The 19,460-nt window shown below is 64.8% G+C and carries 16 protein-coding genes; 15 read left to right on the top strand and 1 reads right to left on the bottom strand.

The features are described from left to right. Positions 1 to 194 precede the first annotated feature (194 nt). The 11 genes from LSO07_RS16965 (at position 195) to hmgA (ending at position 11,601) form a co-directional block, all read left to right on the top strand. Entirely contained in the window at positions 195 to 1,280 is a 1,086-nt protein-coding gene (locus tag LSO07_RS16965; RefSeq protein WP_151095706.1) for an acyltransferase family protein, read from the top strand. Positions 1,281 to 1,458: 178 nt separating this feature from the next. Beyond that, complete coding sequence (locus LSO07_RS16960; protein ID WP_151095703.1) at positions 1,459 to 2,361, top strand: VirK/YbjX family protein; 903 nt, start codon at positions 1,459 to 1,461, stop codon at positions 2,359 to 2,361. Between the two features lie 112 nt (positions 2,362 to 2,473). Beyond that, positions 2,474 to 3,448, top strand: coding sequence for a porphobilinogen synthase (hemB, locus tag LSO07_RS16955; RefSeq protein ID WP_034785799.1), 975 nt, complete (start codon positions 2,474 to 2,476; stop codon positions 3,446 to 3,448). Positions 3,449 to 3,555: 107 nt separating this feature from the next. Next, complete coding sequence (locus LSO07_RS16950) at positions 3,556 to 4,899, top strand: MBL fold metallo-hydrolase (RefSeq protein ID WP_151095700.1); 1,344 nt, start codon at positions 3,556 to 3,558, stop codon at positions 4,897 to 4,899. Between the two features lie 56 nt (positions 4,900 to 4,955). Then, a complete protein-coding gene (gene msrA / locus LSO07_RS16945; protein WP_151095697.1) occupies positions 4,956 to 5,465 on the top strand; it encodes a peptide-methionine (S)-S-oxide reductase MsrA in 510 nt (169 codons plus the stop codon). A 24-nt stretch (positions 5,466 to 5,489) separates the two neighbouring features. Beyond that, positions 5,490 to 6,299, top strand: a complete 810-nt coding sequence (locus LSO07_RS16940) for a helix-turn-helix domain-containing protein (protein ID WP_151095694.1) — start codon at positions 5,490 to 5,492, stop codon at positions 6,297 to 6,299. A gap of 224 nt (positions 6,300 to 6,523) precedes the next feature. After that, entirely contained in the window at positions 6,524 to 6,922 is a 399-nt protein-coding gene (locus LSO07_RS16935; RefSeq protein WP_034785805.1) for a DUF1842 domain-containing protein, read from the top strand. Between the two features lie 140 nt (positions 6,923 to 7,062). Then, on the top strand, positions 7,063 to 8,406 hold the full coding sequence (locus LSO07_RS16930) for an MFS transporter (RefSeq protein ID WP_225317328.1): 1,344 nt from the start codon (positions 7,063 to 7,065) through the stop codon (positions 8,404 to 8,406). A 16-nt stretch (positions 8,407 to 8,422) separates the two neighbouring features. Continuing rightward, positions 8,423 to 10,102 (top strand): FAD-dependent oxidoreductase, encoded by a 1,680-nt coding sequence (locus LSO07_RS16925; protein WP_151095689.1) that lies wholly within the window; start codon positions 8,423 to 8,425, stop codon positions 10,100 to 10,102. A gap of 12 nt (positions 10,103 to 10,114) precedes the next feature. Then, positions 10,115 to 10,300 (top strand): DUF2783 domain-containing protein, encoded by a 186-nt coding sequence (locus tag LSO07_RS16920; protein WP_034785812.1) that lies wholly within the window; start codon positions 10,115 to 10,117, stop codon positions 10,298 to 10,300. After that, the gene (hmgA, locus tag LSO07_RS16915; RefSeq protein WP_151095686.1) at positions 10,297 to 11,601 is read left to right on the top strand and encodes a homogentisate 1,2-dioxygenase; all 1,305 of its coding nucleotides are present in this window, start codon (positions 10,297 to 10,299) and stop codon (positions 11,599 to 11,601) included. Before LSO07_RS16920 ends, hmgA begins: the two co-directional genes overlap by 4 nt. 11 nt (positions 11,602 to 11,612) lie before the next feature. Here the strand turns inward: hmgA and LSO07_RS16910 are convergent, their stop codons facing one another. Next, entirely contained in the window at positions 11,613 to 12,950 is a 1,338-nt protein-coding gene (locus tag LSO07_RS16910; RefSeq protein WP_151095683.1) for an LLM class flavin-dependent oxidoreductase, read from the bottom strand. A 158-nt stretch (positions 12,951 to 13,108) separates the two neighbouring features. On the opposite strand from LSO07_RS16910, the gene LSO07_RS16905 reads away from it, so the two are divergent. From LSO07_RS16905 to LSO07_RS16890, 4 genes are all read left to right on the top strand, one after another. Next, on the top strand, positions 13,109 to 14,302 hold the full coding sequence (locus LSO07_RS16905; protein WP_151095680.1) for a sigma-54 interaction domain-containing protein: 1,194 nt from the start codon (positions 13,109 to 13,111) through the stop codon (positions 14,300 to 14,302). Between the two features lie 244 nt (positions 14,303 to 14,546). After that, the gene (locus tag LSO07_RS16900) at positions 14,547 to 15,626 is read left to right on the top strand and encodes an LLM class flavin-dependent oxidoreductase (RefSeq protein ID WP_151095677.1); all 1,080 of its coding nucleotides are present in this window, start codon (positions 14,547 to 14,549) and stop codon (positions 15,624 to 15,626) included. Positions 15,627 to 15,660: 34 nt separating this feature from the next. Continuing rightward, a complete protein-coding gene (locus LSO07_RS16895; RefSeq protein WP_151095673.1) occupies positions 15,661 to 16,815 on the top strand; it encodes an LLM class flavin-dependent oxidoreductase in 1,155 nt (384 codons plus the stop codon). 223 nt (positions 16,816 to 17,038) lie between these two features. Next, positions 17,039 to 19,411 carry a TonB-dependent receptor gene (locus LSO07_RS16890; protein WP_151095670.1) on the top strand — a complete coding sequence of 791 codons (2,373 nt, stop codon included), beginning with the start codon at positions 17,039 to 17,041 and terminating at the stop codon, positions 19,409 to 19,411. The last annotated feature ends 49 nt before the right edge of the window (positions 19,412 to 19,460 follow it).

Here is a 19,460-nt window from a genome sequence, read left to right as displayed (position 1 = left end):
TTTTTTGCTATAAGTGTTGCCATATTTGCTTTTTAATAAAGCATCATGATACAATTTTGACACTTTTGTGGCGTCGTCATTGGACGGTGCATCCTGCCCGTCGTCGTGCGGCCGCATCGAGTGATCGCCATATCTGCCTGGTTTTCTTTGCTGGCGCGGTGCGCCAGTTCAACAGGTGGATATCGGGAGTAAGCATGATTGGTGCCGGCATGAAGAGTGGCCATTTCAGCGGCCGCATCGTTTCTCTCGATGGCTTGCGTGGCCTGGCCGCGATGCTGGTCGCCGTGTATCACCTGCCAGTCATATTCGGCTTCAAGATCACGCACGCCTACCTGGCGGTCGACTTCTTTTTCATCCTGTCCGGCTGGGTCATGGCACACAGCTATGAAGAGCGCATCCGCCTTGGCATGCCGTTCAGTGACTTTCTGTATAACCGCTTTGCCAGGCTGTATCCGCTGTACGCCGTCGCGCTACTGGCGGCCCTTGCCGTGACCCTGGTCAAGATCCGCATCGGCGCCACGTCAGCGAACATCGCATGCTTTGTGCCCAATGCGCTGATGCTGCCCTGCCTGCAGGATGACGGGCCTACCTTCCCCTTGAACGGACCCAGCTGGTCAATTTTCGTCGAGGTGTCCATCAATTTGATCTGGTTCTTTGTCGTCCGCATGGGCATGCATGGTTTGCGTTGGAAGCTCGCGCTGCACCTGTGCTCGGCGCTGCTGCTATGGGGGTTCGCCGTCTGGATGAACCGCTACCTGACTGGCTATGAGTCGGATGATGTACACGAAGGCTTGCTGCGTGGCCTGCTGGGCTTTACCGGTGGCTTGCTGTTGTTCCAGTGCCGCATGCATACCTGGATACTGGCTTATTTTGCGGCGCTGGCGCTAGGCGTGTTTACCGCTTTTTATGCGGCAGGCGATGCCGGCGATGTCATACCGCTGGGCCTCGTCGTGATGGGCGTCCTGCCCGCGACGGTGTGGCTTGCCGCCAGGCTGCGGCCGGCGATACTCGAGGGCCAGGCAGCCGCATTCCTGGGCGACTGCTCGTATGCCATCTACTTGCTGCATGTGCCGCTGGCCATGCTGCTGCAAAAGCCGCTACGCCTGATGTTGCCTGGCACGGGCATAGCGGACTACATGATGAAGGCGGTGATCTTCACCGCCATCCTGCTCGTTGTCAGCGGCATCAGCTACCGCTTGCTGGAAGTGCCGGCGCGGCGTTGGCTGCTGCTGCGGCTCAAGCGCGACCTTAGGGAACCTGCCGTCGGCTCCCTGCCGTAATGTGCTTGTGCGCCATACGCCAAGTCGACATTACCAACTTGTAACCCCCTTCATTTTCGCCTCCCCCTATCATCCGTTCTACCCGGCGTAGAGCGGCTGCGTGCGCGCAGCCGCCTGTTCCGGGCTGCCCGCGGCCTGCCGCGGCTTGCCAGTCCCGACCCGTCGCAGAGCCGTTTTCATGCATACTTTTACCGCCACCGGCGACAACGCCGCGCCGCAACAGGCGCCACTGCGCCAGCATGGCCACCGTATCAAGGCCGCGCTGGGCGCCATCGTCTTTCCCCTGCAGCGCGCGCGCTGGCAAGCGTTCATCGCCGGCACGCCTGGCCTGGCGGCGCTGGCACAAGCCCATCCCAGCCTGCTGTACAAGATTTATCGTCCCTACGCCAGCCGCCAGTTGTGCTGCGCGGCGAGGGTGGCGCTGCTGTGCGGGCATTACCGCTTCCTGTGGCAGGCGGGCGCGCGGCCGCTGGTGGAATACGCGGCGCGCCGCGCGCTGGTGCTGGCCGCCATCGAGGGCAAGGATGGCGTCAGCTACCGCTTGCAGCTGACGGCCATCCACGACAGCCACCGCGAAGGGGAGCTGTGCCTGCGCCTGACGCGCGATGGTGTTCCGCTGTACCTGGCCAGTTTCCTGTTCCGGCCCCAGCCTGGCGGCGCCGTTATCCAGCTGGGCGCCTTGCAGGGCTTGCGCTCGCCCGCCGGCGCGCAGGCGGTAAAAGAGGCCACGCGGGCGCTGCACGGCTGCCGGCCGAAAAATCTGATGGTGGCCGCCTTGCGCGACCTGGGCGACTTTTTCGGCTGCGCCCACCTGGACCTGGTCAGCAACGCCAACCGCATCGCGCTGAACTGGCGCCGGCGCCGCCATATCTCGTGCGACTACGACCAGGCGTGGCGGGAACTGCACGCGCTGCCCACCGGCGATGGCAATTACCGCCTGCCATGCGGCCCTTGTCGGATGCCGGAGCTGGAGCTGGTGCCGTCGAAAAAACGCGCGGACGCGCGCCGCCGCGGCGCCATGCTGGTGCAGCTGGCGGCCGACATGCGCTGGCAAGTGGCGGCCCTGCTGCACGCGCAATGACGGCGCAGGGTGGGGTTTCTTGACCTGCGCGGCTTTTTTGCCGGGCAGCCCGGCGCAATCGGCGTGATCGGCGTATACTAATCGGCGTTGTTAACCTGAAGCCAGTCACCCCATGCCAGCACAATTCCCCACTTCGCGCATGCGCCGCTTGCGCGCGACCCCGCAACTGCGCGAGCTGTTCCGCGAAACCGAGATCAATCCGCGCGACCTGGTCCTGCCGATCTTCGTCGACGAAGGCAGCAGCGATTTCATCGACATCAAGTCCATGCCCGGCGTGCGCCGCATTCCTGAAGCGAAGCTGGCGCAGGAAGTGGAGCGCTACGCGCGCGCCGGCCTGCGCTCGGTCATGACCTTCGGCATTTCGCACCACAAGGATAGCCACGGCACGGACACGCTGAATCCGGACGGCCTGGTGGCCCGCATGTCGCGCATCATCAAGGACGCCGTGCCGGAAATGGTGGTCATGTCCGACACCTGCTTCTGCGAATACACGGACCATGGCCATTGCGGCATCCTGCATGGCGACACGGTCGACAATGACAGCACGGTACTGAATTTGGGCAAGCAGGCCGTCATCGCGGCCCAGGCGGGCGCCGACATCATCGCCCCATCGGCCGCCATGGATGGCCAGGTGGCGGCGATCCGCAGCGCGCTTGACGCGGCCGGTTTCCACGACACGCCCGTGATGGCATATTCGACCAAGTTCGCCTCCGGCCTGTACGGCCCGTTCCGCGATGCGGCCGGCAGCACCCTCAAGGGCGACCGCAAGACGTACCAGATGGACCCGATGAACCGCCGCGAAGCGGTGCGCGAGTCCTTGATCGACGAAGCCGAAGGCGCCGACGCGCTGATGGTGAAACCGGCCGGGGCGTATCTGGACATCATCCGCGACTTGCGCGAAGTGACGCGTTTGCCGATCGGCGCCTATCAGGTCAGCGGCGAGTACGCGATGATCAAGTTCGCCGCCGAGGCGGGCGCCATCGACGAGCGCCGCGTGGTGCAGGAAACCCTGGGCGCCATCAAGCGCGCGGGCGCGGACATGATCTTTACGTATTTCGCGATGGATGTGCTGAATAATCCGTATTAAACATTTCCCATCAAGTTAGTGCTTGTTTTCACCCCCAAAGCAAGAGCTGGGGTCAGACCCGGCGGGTCTGACCCCGGAATTTGCCGTTGGGTTTATTTAGCTTATCCATGCCCCTGAAAATCTCCCGCATCCTGCACGCCGGCTATGTCTTCGAGTGCGAAGGCACGGCCATCGCCTTCGACCCCATCGTCGAAAACCCGTTCAGCCGCAACTGCCACGCGTTTCCGCCCGTGCGCTTCGACCTTGACGCCGTGCGCCGGCTGCGCTGGGATGCCGTCTTCATCTCGCACTTCCACGACGACCACTGTTCGCTCGACAGCCTCGATGTGCTGGACCGCGCCACGCCCATCTACCTGTACTGCGTCTTCGATGAACTGTTCGCGATGCTGCGCGCGCTGGGTTTTACCCACGTGCAGCGGCTGCACGTCGACGTGCCGGTGCGGGTGGGCACGATCGAGGTGATCCCGCGCCGCGCGCTGGATGACGATGTCGATTCGCTGTTCCAGGTGCGCGCGGCCGGGCTGAATGTGCTCAATGTCGTCGATTCCTGGATCGGCCCGGAGACGCTGGCGCAGCTGGCCGCCTTTGCGCCCTGGGACATGGTGCTGTGGCCATTCCAGACCATGCGCGAGATCGCCGTCATCGCGCCGTCGCAGGCGCAGCCTGGCCCGGTCGACCTGCCCGACGACTGGGTGCCGCAGCTGCGCGCGCTGGCGCCCCGTTACATCGTGCCCAGCTCCTGCCAGTTCGTGCAGGAAGACTGGTCCTGGTACAACCACGCGATGTTCCCGATTACCTACCGCCAGTTTGCGCAGGAAATCGGCGCCGCGCTGCCCCAGGCGCATATCTTCCGCCTCGACCCGTCGACGGCCGTGCTGCTCGACGCGCACGGCATGGCGCCGGCCGCGCCGCTGCCCTGGGTCATTCCCGTGGGCCCGCAAGACGTGGATTTCGACTACCGCCCCGAGGCGCTTGCGCCAGCCACGGCGGACATCGCGCGCCACTTCGCGCCCTTGACCGATGCCGATGCGGTGCTGGTGCTCGATTTTTGCCGGAACGGCTTGCTTGAGCGCTACCGCGACATGGAGCTGCCCGAAGACAGCTATTTCCAGGCCCCGCGTGTGTGGCGGCTGTCGCTGTACGGCCATGACGGCGCGGCCACGGTCCTGCATTACCGCACGCACGGCGATTTGATCGATCTCGTGCCGGACACGGGCGAGGCGCCGGGCTGGACGACGGAAGTGCCGCTGGTGAAATGCCATGCGGCGCTGGTGCTGGGCGAATCGCTGACGTCGATGTACATGCGCATCAACGACGGGCCATTCGATGCGTCCACGCGGGAAGAACTGATGGAAGCGGACATCGTCGACGACCCCTTGATCCGCTGCCTGTTCAACGACGCCATCGGCGCCTACCAGGCTGCGCAGCTCAAGCGCTTGCTGGCCCGCTGAAGAAAGTCGCGCGACAGAGTAAGATAGCTGCTTCTGACTAGAACGGGAAAGACACCATGGCACAAGACAATGAAACCGCGATCCTGGCCGGCGGCTGCTTCTGGGGCGTACAAGACTTGCTGCGTCGTTATCCGGGCGTGATCGCCACGCGCGTGGGCTACAGCGGCGGCGACGTGGCCAACGCCACCTACCGTAACCACGGCACGCATGCCGAAGCCATCGAGATCATTTTCGACCCGAACACCATCAGCTACCGCAAGATCCTGGAATTCTTCTTCCAGATCCACGATCCCAGCACGGAAAACCGCCAGGGCAATGACCGCGGCACGAGCTACCGTTCGGCCATCTTCTACACGAACGACGAGCAAAAGCGCGTGGCCGAAGACACCATCCGCGACGTCGACGCCTCCGGCCTGTGGCCCGGCAAAGTGGTGACGGAAGTGGCGCCGGCCGGCCCGTTCTGGGAAGCGGAAGCGGAGCACCAGGATTATCTGCAGCGCTTGCCGCACGGCTATACCTGCCATTACATCCGGCCGGACTGGGTCTTGCCGCAGCGGCAGCAATAAGCCCGGCGGGCAGGGGAGACGGCCATGCGCTATTGGCAGGTGGAGCGGCGGCAGGCGGAGGGACAGCTGGATCTGGGGCGCGCCCTCGACCTGGTGGCGGCCATCGGCCATGCCGACGTCAATGCCATGGCGGGCGCCATCCTGAAAACCGCCGGCGCAGCCGCTTCCATCGCCCAGTGCACGATCTTTGCTTATGAGTTCGGCAACCGGCCCCGCACGGTGGCCGTGGCCGACCGGCGCGGCGGACGCTTTTTGCAGGATATCGCCGACAGCTACGCCCGCCATTACTATGCGCTCGACGGCAACCAGAGCGTCATCGCGCCCGCGCGCCAGCCGAAGCTCGATCCCGCCATCGTGCTGCACCAGCAAGCCAGCGCTGAAATCCGCCATCCTGGCTACCGCGCCGCGTGTTACCAGAAGCCAAATGTGTCGGACCGTTTGTCGCTGCTGGTGCAGCCGGCCAGCGATATCTGGCTGTCCGTCAATTTCTACCGCGACAGCAGCCAGGGGCAGTTCCAGCCCGGCGAAATCGCCGCCATCGAAACCCTGTCGCCGCTGTTCGCCTATGCGGCCAGACACCACTACAGCCTGAGCGGCCAGCCCGCGCAAGGCGTCTCGCCCATGATGCTGGCCCGGCTGCGCCAGCATGGCCCGCAATTGAGCAAGCGCGAACTCGACGCGCTGCGCGGCGTGCTCGAAGGCTTGACGGCCGCGGAGATCGCCGACACCATGGGCGTGCAGCCATCGAGCGTGATCACGTATCAAAAGCGCGCCTATAAGCGCCTGGGCATTGCCAGCCAGCGCCAATTGTTTGCGCTATGCCTAGGGGCATAGGCTGGATAAATGCTAGCGCTAGGCGCATGCCAGGGGCTGCATAAAATTGCCGAAATTCAAGGCAATAATGTGAGCATATTGCTACGAAAATACTGGCTATGCTATCTGCAGAGTGCTGATGCGCCGAAGCATAACGGCCATCGGCAAGGCTGATAGCCAGTGCCTGTCGCGCCCGCGATCTCCGGTATTCATGGCTCAGGAATCATTCCCCGAAGGAGTCCATTGTGTCCTCAACTGAATTGAATGCGGTAGAACACGTCTATCTGATCGCCGGCAATCTGGGCCTGCCTGGCGCCCCCATCCTGAATCTGGCCCTGTTTTACAATCCCGACGACGGCACCGTCAGCGGCGAAGCCCTGATCACGCAATCGGTTACGCCACCGCATGGCCGCGTGGTGATCCGCCCCGTCAGCGGCCCCGTGCATGGCCTGGGCCTGGGCAACGCCACGCGCGTCTTCAGCCTGAGCGGCGAATATGTCGTGTCCGTGCCGCCACCGGCCATCGGCAGCTACCTGGCCAAATTCGAAGCCACCTTCGTTACCGACAACAACTGGAGCGGCCACGGCTCCTTCAGCTATGACCAGCAGAAGGTCAAGAACGTGCCCATCAAGAAACGCGGCTAGTCCTTTTGGCCGATGGTTGTCCCCAAAATGGGGACAACCATCGGCGTAGTCGTCTGCATACTGTGTCGCACGCCGGAGCCTCCGGCCGCTCTCACCCAATAACAATAGCAAGGGGAGGGCGACACCTTATGGAGACCAGCATGACCATCGCCCACGCGGCCACCCCCGCCACCCCGGCGCCCGTCCTCGACGCGGCCACCGTTCAACTGGAACAGCAAGTGATGCGCAAGGTGTCGCGCCACCTGCTGGGATTCCTGTTCCTGCTGTTCGTGTTTTCCTTTCTTGACCGCATCAATATCGGCTTCGCCGGCCTGACCATGATGCAAGACCTGGGCCTGTCCGGCACCCAGTTCGGCTTTGCCACCACCCTGTTCTACATCGCCTACATCGCGTGCAGCATTCCCAGCAACATCGTGCTGGCGCGCATCGGCGCCCGTAAATGGATAGGCAGCATGATGATCGCCTGGGGCCTGGCCTCGACGGCGACCCTGTTTGCCAGCGGCCCGGCCAGCCTGTACGCGCTGCGCTTTCTCGTCGGCGTGACGGAAGCGGGCTTCCTGCCCGGCATGCTGCTGTATCTGACCTATTGGTTTCCCAGCGCCTACCGCGCGCGCGCCAATGCCTTGTTCATGATCGCCATGCCCGTCACGGCCGCCATCGGCTCGGCCCTGTCGGGTCTGATCCTGGGGCTGGACGGGCACTGGGGCTTGAAGGGCTGGCAATGGCTGTTCCTGCTGGAGGGCATGCCATCCGTGCTGCTGGGCCTGGCCGTGTACGGCTACCTGGACGACTCGCCCAGCAAGGCAAACTGGCTGGGCAAGCTGGAACAGCAGGTGCTGGCGCGCATGCTGGCGGCCGAGCACAAGCCGGTGGCAGCGAAGGAAAAAGGCTCGGTACTGGCGGAAATGTGCTCGCCTACGGTATTGAAATTCGGCATCGCCTATTTTTGCCTGGTGAATACTTTGGCCATGGTGGCCGTGTGGACGCCGCTGATCGTGAAAAGTTTCAGCGGCGACGCCAGCAACACGCAGATCGGTCTGCTGGCGGCCATCCCGCAGGTGTGCACCGTGATCGGCATGATTGCCTGGGGCCGCCGCTCGGACCGCCTGCAGGAGCGCCGCTGGCACATCGTCTGGCCCATGCTGCTGTCGGCCTTTGGCTGGCTCTTCACCGCGTATTCAGCCAATCCCATCGTGCAATTGCTGGGCGTGTGCATGGCCTCGACGGGCGCCTACACGGCCATGTCCGTCTTCTGGACGACGCCGGACCGGGCCCTGAGCCTGGGGGCGCGCGCCATCGGCATCGCCGTCATCAATGCCACGGGCAATATCGGCTCGGCCCTGAACCCTGTCGTCGTGGGCTGGCTGAAGGATCTGACGCACAGCTTTGCCACGGGCTTGCTGTACGCCAGCGTGCTGCTGGTGGCGGGCGCGGCCATCGTGCTGACCCTGCCGATTGCGCGCGGCGGCAAAGACCATACTTGATCGAAGAGGACCCATCATGAGCGACACGTTTCACCCTTACCCCCATGTGCCGAAGGTGTATCCACCCGGAAAACCGGCCGGCGCCGCCACGCAGCATGTCCCGGTGCTGATCGTCGGCGGCGGTCCCGTGGGCCTGGCCACGGCCCTGGGCCTGGCCCGCCACGGCGTGCGCTCGGTGCTGATCGAAGCGGACGATGGCGTGTGCACGGGCAGCCGCGCCATCTGCATCTCGCGGCGCAGCCTGGAGATCATCGAACGTCTGGGCGCGCTTGACGGATTTCTGGTCAAGGGCTTGCCGTGGGCGGGCGGACGCAGCTTTTACCGCGACGAGGAAGTGCTGCACTTCACGATGCCGCAAGACGCGAACCAGAAGCTGCCGCCCATGGTCAACCTGGCGCAATACCATATCGAGCAATTCCTGCTCGATGCGGCCGAGCGCCAGCCGGAGCTGATCGATATCCGTTGGCAAACGCGGGTCACTGGCGTGGACCAGCGCGCCGACGGTGCCACCGTCACCGTGGCCACGCCCGATGCAAGCTACCAGATCGAGGCGGACTGGCTGGTGGCGGCCGACGGCGGGCGCAGCGCCGTGCGCGAGGCGCTGGGCTTGAAACTGCAGGGCACCAGCTATGAAGGGCGCTATGTGATCGTCGATATCCACTTGAAAAGCGAGCGTCCGACGGAGCGCCTCGCGTATTTCGACCCGCCGTCGAATCCCGGCTCGACCGTGCTGGTGCACAAGCAGCCCGACGATATCTGGCGCATCGATTACCAGTTGCGCGACGACGAGGATGCGCGGGACTCCGTGCTGCTGGAAAACGTGGCACCGCGCGTGGACAGCCTGCTGGCCATGATGGGAGAAACGGCGCCGTGGCATCCCGTGTGGATCACCATCTATAAGGCCAACGCCCTGACCCTGGAAAAATACCGGCACGGTCCCGTGCTGTTCGCGGGCGATGCGGCCCACCTCGTGCCCATCTTCGGCGTGCGCGGAGCCAATTCCGGCATCGACGACGCGGACAACCTGGCCTGGAAGCTCGCGTATGTCGTCAAGGGGCAGGCGCCGCATGCCCTGCTGGACAGCTATTCGGACGAGCGCGTGTACGCCGCCCGTGAAAACCTGCGCCACGGCACGAAAAGCACGGAATTCATGGCGCCGCCCACGTTTGCCTTCGACCTCATGCGCACGGCCGTGCTGGGCCTGGCGGGCAAGCATGCGCATGTACGCTCCCTGATCAATCCGCGCCAGACCAGCGCCATCGCGTATGCGCAGTCGGCCCTGAATGCGCCGGAATCGGAGGTGTTTTTCGCTGGCCCCGCGCCGGGCACGGTCTTGCCCGAGTGCCCGCTGGCGCTGCAGCAAGACGGCGCGCAGCAAGCGGGGTATATTACCGATTTGCTCAACCGCAAAGATGGCCATTTCACGGGACTGTACTTCAGCGAGGACGGATCTGTACCATCCGCACTGGCGGCGCTGGGCGACACCATGCCGCTGACGATCGTGGCGATTTCCCGCAGCGGGGAGCAAGGGTGCGCCTGGGACCACACGGCGCAGGTATTCTCGCTGTTTGACGCGCAGCCTGGCAGTTTTTACCTCGTGCGCCCGGATGGCCACGTGCTGGGACGCTGGCGGCAGGTGCAGGCGGGGCAGGTGGCGGCTGCGCTGGCGAAGGCCGGCATCGCCCAATCAAAGTAACAAGGAGATAACATGACCGACATCGAACTGGATAATCTTTACACCGAGTTGTGCCACACCATGGGTGGCCTGGGCGAACAGCGTTCGCCCTTGTTCCTCGCCCGCTTCGCCTTGCTGGCCATGGGCGCCATCGGCAAGGCCGACGTGGTGCAAGGCTTGCTGCGCGACGCGGCTGACGGACTGGGGGAGCGCGCATGATAGGCGCCGGCTACCAAAGCGGCTTCGGCAACGAGTTTGCCACGGAAGCCGTGCCTGGCGCCTTGCCGCACGGGCAGAATTCGCCGCAGCAGGCGCCCCTGGGCCTATATGCGGAACAACTTTCGGGCACGGCCTTCACGGCGCCGCGCGCGCAGAACCGCCGTTCCTGGCTGTACCGCATCCGTCCCGCCAGCCAGCATCCGCCATTCACCCTGGCTGAAAATACCCGCATCGTCAGCGATTTCCTCGCCATGCCGCCTACGCCGCCAAACCAGCTGCGCTGGGACCCGCTGCCGCTGCCAGACAGCGGCACGGCGGTGGACTTCATCGATGGCTGGCAGACCATGGCCGGCAACGGCAGCGCCGAAGCGATGAGCGGCTGCGCCATCCACGTGTACGCGGCCAACCGGTCCATGCAGCGCTTCTTTTATTCGGCCGATGGCGAACTGCTGGTCGTGCCGCAGGAAGGCCGGCTGGCGATTGCCACGGAGCTGGGCTTGATCGAGCTGGAGCCGCAGGAAATCGCCGTGATTCCCCGCGGCGTGCGCTTCCGCGTGACCCTGCCGGACGGCAAGGCGCGCGGTTATGTGTGCGAAAACTTCGGCACGGCATTCCGTTTGCCCGACATGGGCCCCATCGGCTCGAACGGCCTGGCCAACAGCCGCGATTTCCTCACGCCGCACGCGGCGTATGAAGATATCGACGGCGACTGCGAATTGCTGGCCAAGTTCGGCGGCCACCTGTGGCGCACGACCCTCGACCATTCGCCGCTGGACGTGGTGGCCTGGCATGGCAATTACGCGCCGTACAAATATGACCTGCGCCGCTTTAACACCATCGGTTCGATCAGCTACGACCATCCGGACCCGTCGATCTTCCTCGTGCTGCAGGCGCCCAGCGAAAACCCGTTATTCGGTGCCATCGACTTCGCCATCTTCCCGCCGCGCTGGCTGGCGGCCGAGCACACCTTCCGGCCGCCGTGGTTCCACCGCAACGTGGCCAGCGAATTCATGGGGCTGATCCACGGCGTGTACGACGCCAAGGCGGCCGGTTTCGTGCCGGGCGGCGCCAGCCTGCACAACTGCATGTCCGGCCACGGCCCCGATGCGCAGACGTTCGAACGCGCCTCGCACAGCGACACGTCCGCGCCCGTGAAGGTGGCCGACACCATGGCCTTCATGTTCGAGACGCGCACCATCCTCAAGCCCACGCCGTTCGCGCTGGACGGCGGCCTGCTGCAAAACGACTATTACGCTTGCTGGCAAGGCTTGCGCAAGTATTTTGATCCGGATCAGGCTTAGTCACAGCGCAGTCAGGCGGCCCGCGCCCGTGCCACCGTATGCGGGTTGGCGGGCCGCGCCAGTCCCAAGTGCCCGCGCAGGGTGCTGGCCGCGTATTCCGTGCGGAACAGGCCGCGCCGCTGCAGTTCCGGCACCACCAGGCGTGTAAAATCCTCGAAGCCTTGCGGCAGCAGCGGCGGCACGACGTTGAAACCGTCCGCGCCCCGTTCCATGAACCACTGCTCCATCAAGTCGGCCACCGTCTTGACGGAGCCGATGGCTTGCAGGTGACCGCGCGCGACCCTGAAGCGCAGCACCAGCTGGCGCAGGGTCAGGTTCTCGCGGCGGGCCAGCTCCAGCTGCTGCTGGAAACGCCCCTTGCCGTTCTCGCCCGCCTGGTAGGGCAGGTCGGGCAGGGGGCCGTCGAGCGGATAGCCGGACAAGTCAAAACCGCCAAACTCCAGGTTGCTGAAGTCGACCAGGTCCTGTAGTTCGCCAAATTGATCCTGCGCCTGCTGGTCCGATTCGGCCACCACCACGGACAGCCCGGGCGTGACCTTCAACTGGTCTTGCGCGCGGCCGTATGTCGCCATGCGGCCCTTCACGTCCGCGTAATACGCCTGCGCCACGGGCAGCGACGTGGCGGAGCAGTACACCATTTCGGCCAGGCGCGCGGCAAATTCGCGCCCTGTCTCGGAATTGCCCGCCTGGACCAGCACAGGGTGGCCCTGCACGGGACGGGGCAAGTCCAGCAAGCCTTGCGAGGCAAAATATTCGCCGTTGAAGTCCAGCGCATGGCCCGCTGCCGGCTGGTAGAACTGGCCGCCGGCGCGGTCTGGCCGGTCGAAGGCGTCGTCATCCCAGCTATCCCACAGGGCCCTGGACAGGGCGACGAATTCGTCGGCCCGCGCATAGCGCTCCGCATGGCTGCGCGGTGCATCGATGCCGAAATTGCGCGCCGTATGCTCGCCAAACGATGACACGACGTTCCAGCCCGCGCGCCCGCCGCTCAGGTGGTCGAGCGAACTGAATTTGCGCGCCACGTGGTACGGGTGCTCGTAATTGGTGTTGACCGTGGCGATCAGGCCGATATGGCTGGTGACGGCGGCAATGGCCGACAGCAGGGTAAACGGCTCGAAGGGCAGGCCGATGGCGGCGCGGCCAGTCTCGGGCGTGACGTCGCCGGCGCGGCCGATGAAGTCGGCGATGAAGAAGCTGTCGAACTTGGCCGCCTCGGCCAGCCTGGCGGCGCGCAGCCACCAGGCCAGGTCGGGCCGGCCGCTGGCGCTGGCGGCTGGATGGCGCCAGGCGGCCGGATGGTGGCCGTGGCGTTGTAAAAAAACATTCAGGACAAGCTGGCGTGCTGGCATGGGGAAGTGCTCCGTGGTGCGCAGGCGACATTGCCTGCTCCCCAGCCTGAGCAAACTCCGGGCCAGCATGGGAGCAGTGCCTGCATATGCAAAATCCGGATAAGCAAGCGCGGCACCATTCGTTCCCGCCTGGAGATGGAGCGCGGTATAGTCGGCCCATGGAACTCTTAGCCCACAACTTCAGCAGCGATTTCGCGCGCAGCGCCCACCTTGCCCGTGGCGCCGGCGCTGACGGCGACAGCGAGGCGCTGGTCGCCTTCCGCGACCCGCAGCAAATGAGCTTGCTGGTGCGCGCCACGGCCTTTGTCTTTGCCGACCCCCGCTCGCGCCAGTTGCACGAGCTGATCGAACGCATCGCCCCCAGCGAGGCGACGGTGCTGATCACGGGCGAGACGGGGACGGGAAAAGAACTCATTGCACGCCACGTGCATGGCTTGAGCGGGCGCGCCGAACAGACCTTTGTGGCGATCAATTGCGGCGCGTTTTCCGAAACCCTCGTCGAGAGCGAGCTGTTTGGCTATGAAAAAGGCGCGTTTACTGGCGCCCAGCAGGGCAAGCCCGGCTGGTTCGAGACGGCCAGCGGCGGCACCCTGTTCCTCGATGAAATCGGCGACTTGCCGCTGGCGATGCAGGTCAAGCTGCTGCGCGTGCTGCAGGAGCGGGAAGTGGTGCGCCTGGGCGCGCGGCGCGCCATTCCCATCGACGTGCGCCTGATCGCCGCCACCAACGTGGACCTGGCCGAAGCCGTGCGGGCCGGGCGCTTCCGCGAAGACCTGTATTACCGCTTGCAGGTGATTGGCCTGCCGCTACGCCCCTTGCGCGAGCGCCCGGGCGACATCATGCCGCTGACGCGCCATTTCATGGCCATCTATGCGCAGCGATTGCACCTGGGCGAGGTGGAGCTGGGCCCCGACGCGCAGCAAGCCTTGCTCGCTTATCCATGGCCCGGCAATATCCGCGAACTGGAAAACGTCATCCACCGCGCGCTGCTCGTGTGCCGCAGCGGCGTCGTGCGCGCCGAGGACTTGAGTTTGTCAGGCTGGCACCGGGCGCCTGCTGCAGCACCGGTCGCTATACCTGTTCCAGACGCCTGGGCCGGCGGTGCCGATATCGCCTATGCGGCCCACGGCGCGTCCGGCCAGGACGATTTATTGGCGGCCGAGCGCTTCGCCCGCGCCTGGCAAGCCTTGCTCGACTCGGGCGAGGCAGTGGAATTCGAAGCCATGCAGCAGGAACTGGTGCGCGCCGCGTGGGAGCGCAATGAGCGCAACCAGGTGCGCACGGCCAGGCACCTGAACCTGAGCCGCAATATCCTGCGCACCTTTTTGAAAAAGGCGGGCGCCATCGACTAGGCGCATGATGCCCTTCCTGGAGCCGGAGCCGCAGCGATGCGGCTCCGGCTTTTTTCATGGCTGCTGCGCGCGCAGCATGCTGCTGCCCTGGCTGCAGCCGGTTGCTGCCAAATCAACAGCGAATGGGGCTGGCCGGCGTATGCGGCATGGCATGTTTTCTGCGAGGAGGGAAGGGCAGGCCGCTGCGCGCAGGTATCCAAAGCGCATAGCGGTGTTTTCTTCGACCCACGACAGGAGTCCATGCATGACCATAGAATTCATCTGGCAATTGCCCACCAGCGGCGATGGCCGTTACGCGGCACCCGGCATCACGCGCAGGGGCGAACGGGCCGCTGGCGCGCCCAGTCCCCTGCAGGCGGGCGTGAGCGACCCGCGCGGCGCGCGTCCGCCCTTCAATTATTTCGATTACCTGCACCAGATCGCCCGTGCGGCCGATCTTTCCGGCTTCGATGGCATCCAGATACGCCACGATACGCAGGGCGATGAAAGCTGGATCGTCGCGGGCTACCTGGCCCGCAGCACGCGCCATTTGAAACTGATCGCCGAATTCGACGCGGCCTGGGGTTCGGCCGTGTATGCGGCAAAGAACGCTGTCAGCTTCCAGCGCTTCACGGGCGGACGCTTCGCCTGGCAGATCGGCCATGGCGGCGATGCGGCAGCGCGCCGGCGCCAGGGCGATGCGGCGCCGGACGCCGACATCCTGCCGCGCATCGATGAATTCATCACGGTGGCGCGCGGCGTGCAGAATACGTCGCCGTTCAGCTTCAAGGGCAAGTTCTTCGAAGTGCAGGACGGCGGCTTCAAGGGGCCGCTGGCGAACCACCCCGTCAACGGCATCTATCTGACCGGCGAGTCGCCCGAAGCGCTGGCCCTGTCGGCACGCCAGGCCGACGTGCACGTGTTCGATGCGGCGCCGCAGGCGGATTTGCAGCCTGCCATCGACAGCCTGCAAGCGCAGGCGCGCCAGCTGGGCCGCGCCGTGACGGCGGGCTTGCGCATCGACGTGCTGGCGCGCGAAACCTTCGACGAAGCCTTGCGCGACGCGCGCCGCTACCGCAGCGGTGCGGGGCTGCCCGACGATGCGCCATTCGACGGCAGTGCCGCAGCCTTCTGGCCCGGCTTTGCGCAAGCGCAAACGGGCGCCCACGGCGCCCTGGTCGGCAGTTATGCACAGGTCAGCGCCGCGCTGGAGGCGTATGCGCAGGCCGGCGTGTCCAGCTTCGTGCTGGCGGCCATTCCCCATTTCGAGGAAGCCTACCGCATCGGTGAGCACGTGCTGCCCCGCGTGCGGGCAGCGTTGCGCGCACAGCTGCAAGCGGCTTGAGTTCCTGTATCCAACCTACTGAAGGAGTACCTGCATGGCTATCGATTTTTTCTGGCGCATCCCCACGCATGGCGAACCGAGTTCGCATCGCGCCCGTACGCCGTTTCGCGGCGACTGGTTTCCCGGCAATGACAACCTGCGCCAGTCCGGCCTCGGTGGCGACGGCGCCGACGGTTTTACGTATATTGACTACCTGGCCGAGATCGCCCGCGCCGCTGAAATATCGGGCTTCCAGGGTGGCCTGATCCCGTCCTTCCCCATGACGGACGAACCGTGGGCGATTTCTGCGCTGCTGGCGCGCGAAACGAGCACCTTCCGCTTCATGATCCCGTTCCAGCCCGGCTTCTTGAACCCCGTGGTGGCCGCGCGCATGACGGCCAGCCTGCAGCGGGCCACGGGCGGGCGCGCCCTGTACAACGTGATCACGGGCGGCGGCGGTCCGGCGCAGCTGTGGTGGGGCGATTCGGCCGGCCACGACGACCGCTATACGCGCACGACGGAATTTCTCGACGTGGTGCGCGGCGTGTGGCGCGGCGGGCCGTTTTCCTACCAGGGCAAGTTCTACCAGGTGGAAGATGCGGGACTGGCCACGCCGCTGTCGGAGCAGGATTTCCCCGAGATCTATTTTTCCGGCTCGTCCGATGCGGCCCTCGGCTCGGCGTCCAAGCACGCCGACTACTACCTGACGTGGCTGGAGCCGTTCGAGCAGCTGCGCGAGAAATTCGCCCGCGTGCATGAAAAGACGGCGCTGTTGGGCCGCAAGATCAAGTGCGCCGTGCGCGTCGACATCGTGGCCCGCGCCACGGAAGAAGAGGCATGGGACGAGGTGCGCAAGGGCTTTGACGCCGTCGATCCCGCCACCCTGCGCCAGTTCCTCGGCGCCGATGGCGGCGATTCCGTGGGCGCGGCGCGCCAGCGCGGCAACCGCCCGACGACCCTGAACAGCTACAAGGACCTGATCACGGCGCCGAACATCTGGTCCGGCTTCAATCTGCTGCGCGGCGGGCAGACGCAGGGCATTGTCGGCAGCTACCAGCAGGTGGCCGAACGCCTGGACGAACTGGTGCAGCTGGGCGCCGACGCCTTCATCCTGGCCAGCACGCCGCACCTGGAGGAAGCCTATCGCGTGGGCGAAGAAGTGCTGCCCCTCGTGCGCGGGCATACGGCGGCACTCTTGCGCGCCGCCTGAGGCATTCCCCCTGTTGCCGCGACAGCAGCGCCACCGCCTGCTGTCGCGCAGGCAGCACGTGGCAGCGCCACTGCTGCCAAATCAACAGCACTATCATCACGATAGTCTTCCTTTGAAATCAATCACTTGACTCCCATTTTGCTGCGCTGCGGCAGCGGGCATGCCCCTTGCAATACCAGTCATCACCATCTCGCGTTTTGACTTTACTCAAGGATAATCACCCATGCGCCGTTCGACTGCCCCCGCCGCCTTCTCCCCATCTCCTCTTCATTTGACGCCAGTGCGCCGCGCGCTGCGCTCGGCCTTCGCCATCGGCGGGCTGATGCTCGTCCACGGCATGGCGCATGCGGAAACGCCTGGCGCCGATGTCATTGCCGCAGCCGACGCGAACGGTGGGGGCGAGGGCGCTTCCCTGCAATCGGTCACGGTGACGGCGCAAAAGCGCGAGGAATCCGCGCAAAAGGTGCCGAGCGCGATCACTGTATTGGGCGGCAAGGAGCTGCTCGATACGGGCATCGGCCGTTCGGCCAGCGAAATCCTCAACTACGTGCCGAACGCGTCGGCCGGCACGCAGCAGCATGGCCGTCCGCGCTGGTGGATACGCGGCGTCGGTGCTGGCCAGCAGCAAATCGATTTTCCGAACCCCGTCGGCTTTTACCTCGACGACGTCTACATCAGCAATTCCAGCGCCACGGGCTTTCCCCTGTTCGACCTGGACCGGGTGGAAGTGCTGCGCGGGCCGCAAGGCACCCTGTGGGGCAAGAACACGACGGGCGGCGCCATCAACGTGATTTCGCGCAAGCCCTCGTTCAAGTCCAGCGGTTACGCCAAGCTGGACTACAGCAGCTACGACACCAAGCTGGCCGAAGGGGCCATCGGCGGCGCGCTGGTCGACGAAGTGCTGGCGGGGCGCCTGTCCTTCCACACGGAGCAGCAGGACAAGGGGCGCTTCCACAACCAGTTTACGGGCGAGCGCGATGGAAAGCTCAAGGACAGCGCCATCCGCGGCCAGCTCAAGGCCCTGATCGGGCGCGACCTGACGGCGAACCTGAACCTGCATTACCGCGACTACACGACCAAGGGCGCCACCACCACAGTGGCCAGCTATGGCGCGAATGGCGTCTACCGCAACGGCTACATCCCCAGCACCAATCCCGATGACGTGAGCACGAATGCGCCGGCGGACAGCGACGTGACGCAGGGCGGCGCGCAGCTGAACCTGGAATACGCGCTGGGCGAGCTGACCCTGACGTCGATCACGGGCTATGAAAACTTCCGCAACGAAGCGACGGGCGACAGCGACAATACGCCGCTGGAAGTGGGCCGCAGCCGTTCGAAGGCCAGCAGCCGGCAAGTGTCGCAGGAGCTGCGCCTCACATCGCCGCAAAACGGCGCCGTGAGCTGGGTCGCGGGGCTGTTCTACTTCAATGAAAAGATCGATTCCGATTCGGCCGGCGCGCGCCTGCCCAACGGCACCGTGCCGGCGCTGGCGGGCAGCACGCAGCCCGTCGGCTACAACCGCACCATCTATCAGCACAAGGCGCGCAGCGCGGCCATCTTCGGCAGCACGACCGTCAACTTCAGCGAGCAGTTCCTGTCCACGTTTGGCTTGCGCTGGACGACGGAAACCAAGGATCTCGATTTGCGGCGCGTGCAGGCCGCATCGAACACGGTGACGTTTGGCGATGCGGCCAACTGGTGGAACACGGTCAAGGGCGGCAATTACGCGACCGCCTCGGTCGCCAACAACAATTTCACGTCGAATCCGTCGACCACGTGGAATGCGCTGACGTACGACGTGACGCCTGAATACCGCTTCAGCCGCACCCTGCGCGGCTACCTGAAATACGCGCACGGCATCAAGTCCGGCGGCTACAACACGAGCGCCACGGACGTGCGAGCATTGAATACGGTGAAGCCGGAAACCCTGAACTCGTTCGAGGCGGGCATCAAGTCGGAATGGCTGGATGGACGCCTGAATTTCAACGCCAACGTTTTTCACTATGATTACAAGAACGTGCAGGTCAATATCACGGGCGTGTACAACGGCGACCCTACGCAAAGCGTCAATTACCTGCAGAACGTGCGCAAGGCCCACGTGAATGGCGCGGAATTCGAGATCGAGGCGCAGCCGACGGACAACCTGCACATCAACGCCAATATCGGCCTGCTGCGCACGGAATTCGACGATTTCGCCATCCAGAACAATGGCGGCGACCGCTCCGGCAATGAATTCGTGCGCTCGCCCCACGTGACAGCCTTGCTGGCGGCCGATTACCGCTACCCGCTGGGCAATGGCGCGCAGCTGGTCTTCAGCGGCGACGTGCGCTATACGTCCAAGCAGTACTACTATGTCGACCCGCAAAGCGACGCGCGCGGCTTGCTGAACCAGGGCGGCTTCGCGCTGGCCAATGCGCGCCTGTCGTATGTGCTCCCGGGCGGCAAACACCGCATCACGGCGTATGCGAACAACCTGGCCGACAAGGTCTACCGCAACCATACGCTTACCAGCTTCGTGCCGGGCGCCGTCAATGGCGACACCGTCACCATCGGCCAGGGCCGCACGGTGGGCGCGTCTTATACCGTCCAGTTCTGAGCGTGATTGTCTGATGTAGAAAGGCCGGCAAATTCGCCGGCCTTGTGCT

The organism is Janthinobacterium sp. PLB04, from assembly GCF_021165895.1.
GTDB classification, from domain to species: domain Bacteria; phylum Pseudomonadota; class Gammaproteobacteria; order Burkholderiales; family Burkholderiaceae_D; genus Janthinobacterium; species Janthinobacterium lividum.
This window is presented reverse-complemented; position numbering and strand designations above follow the sequence as displayed.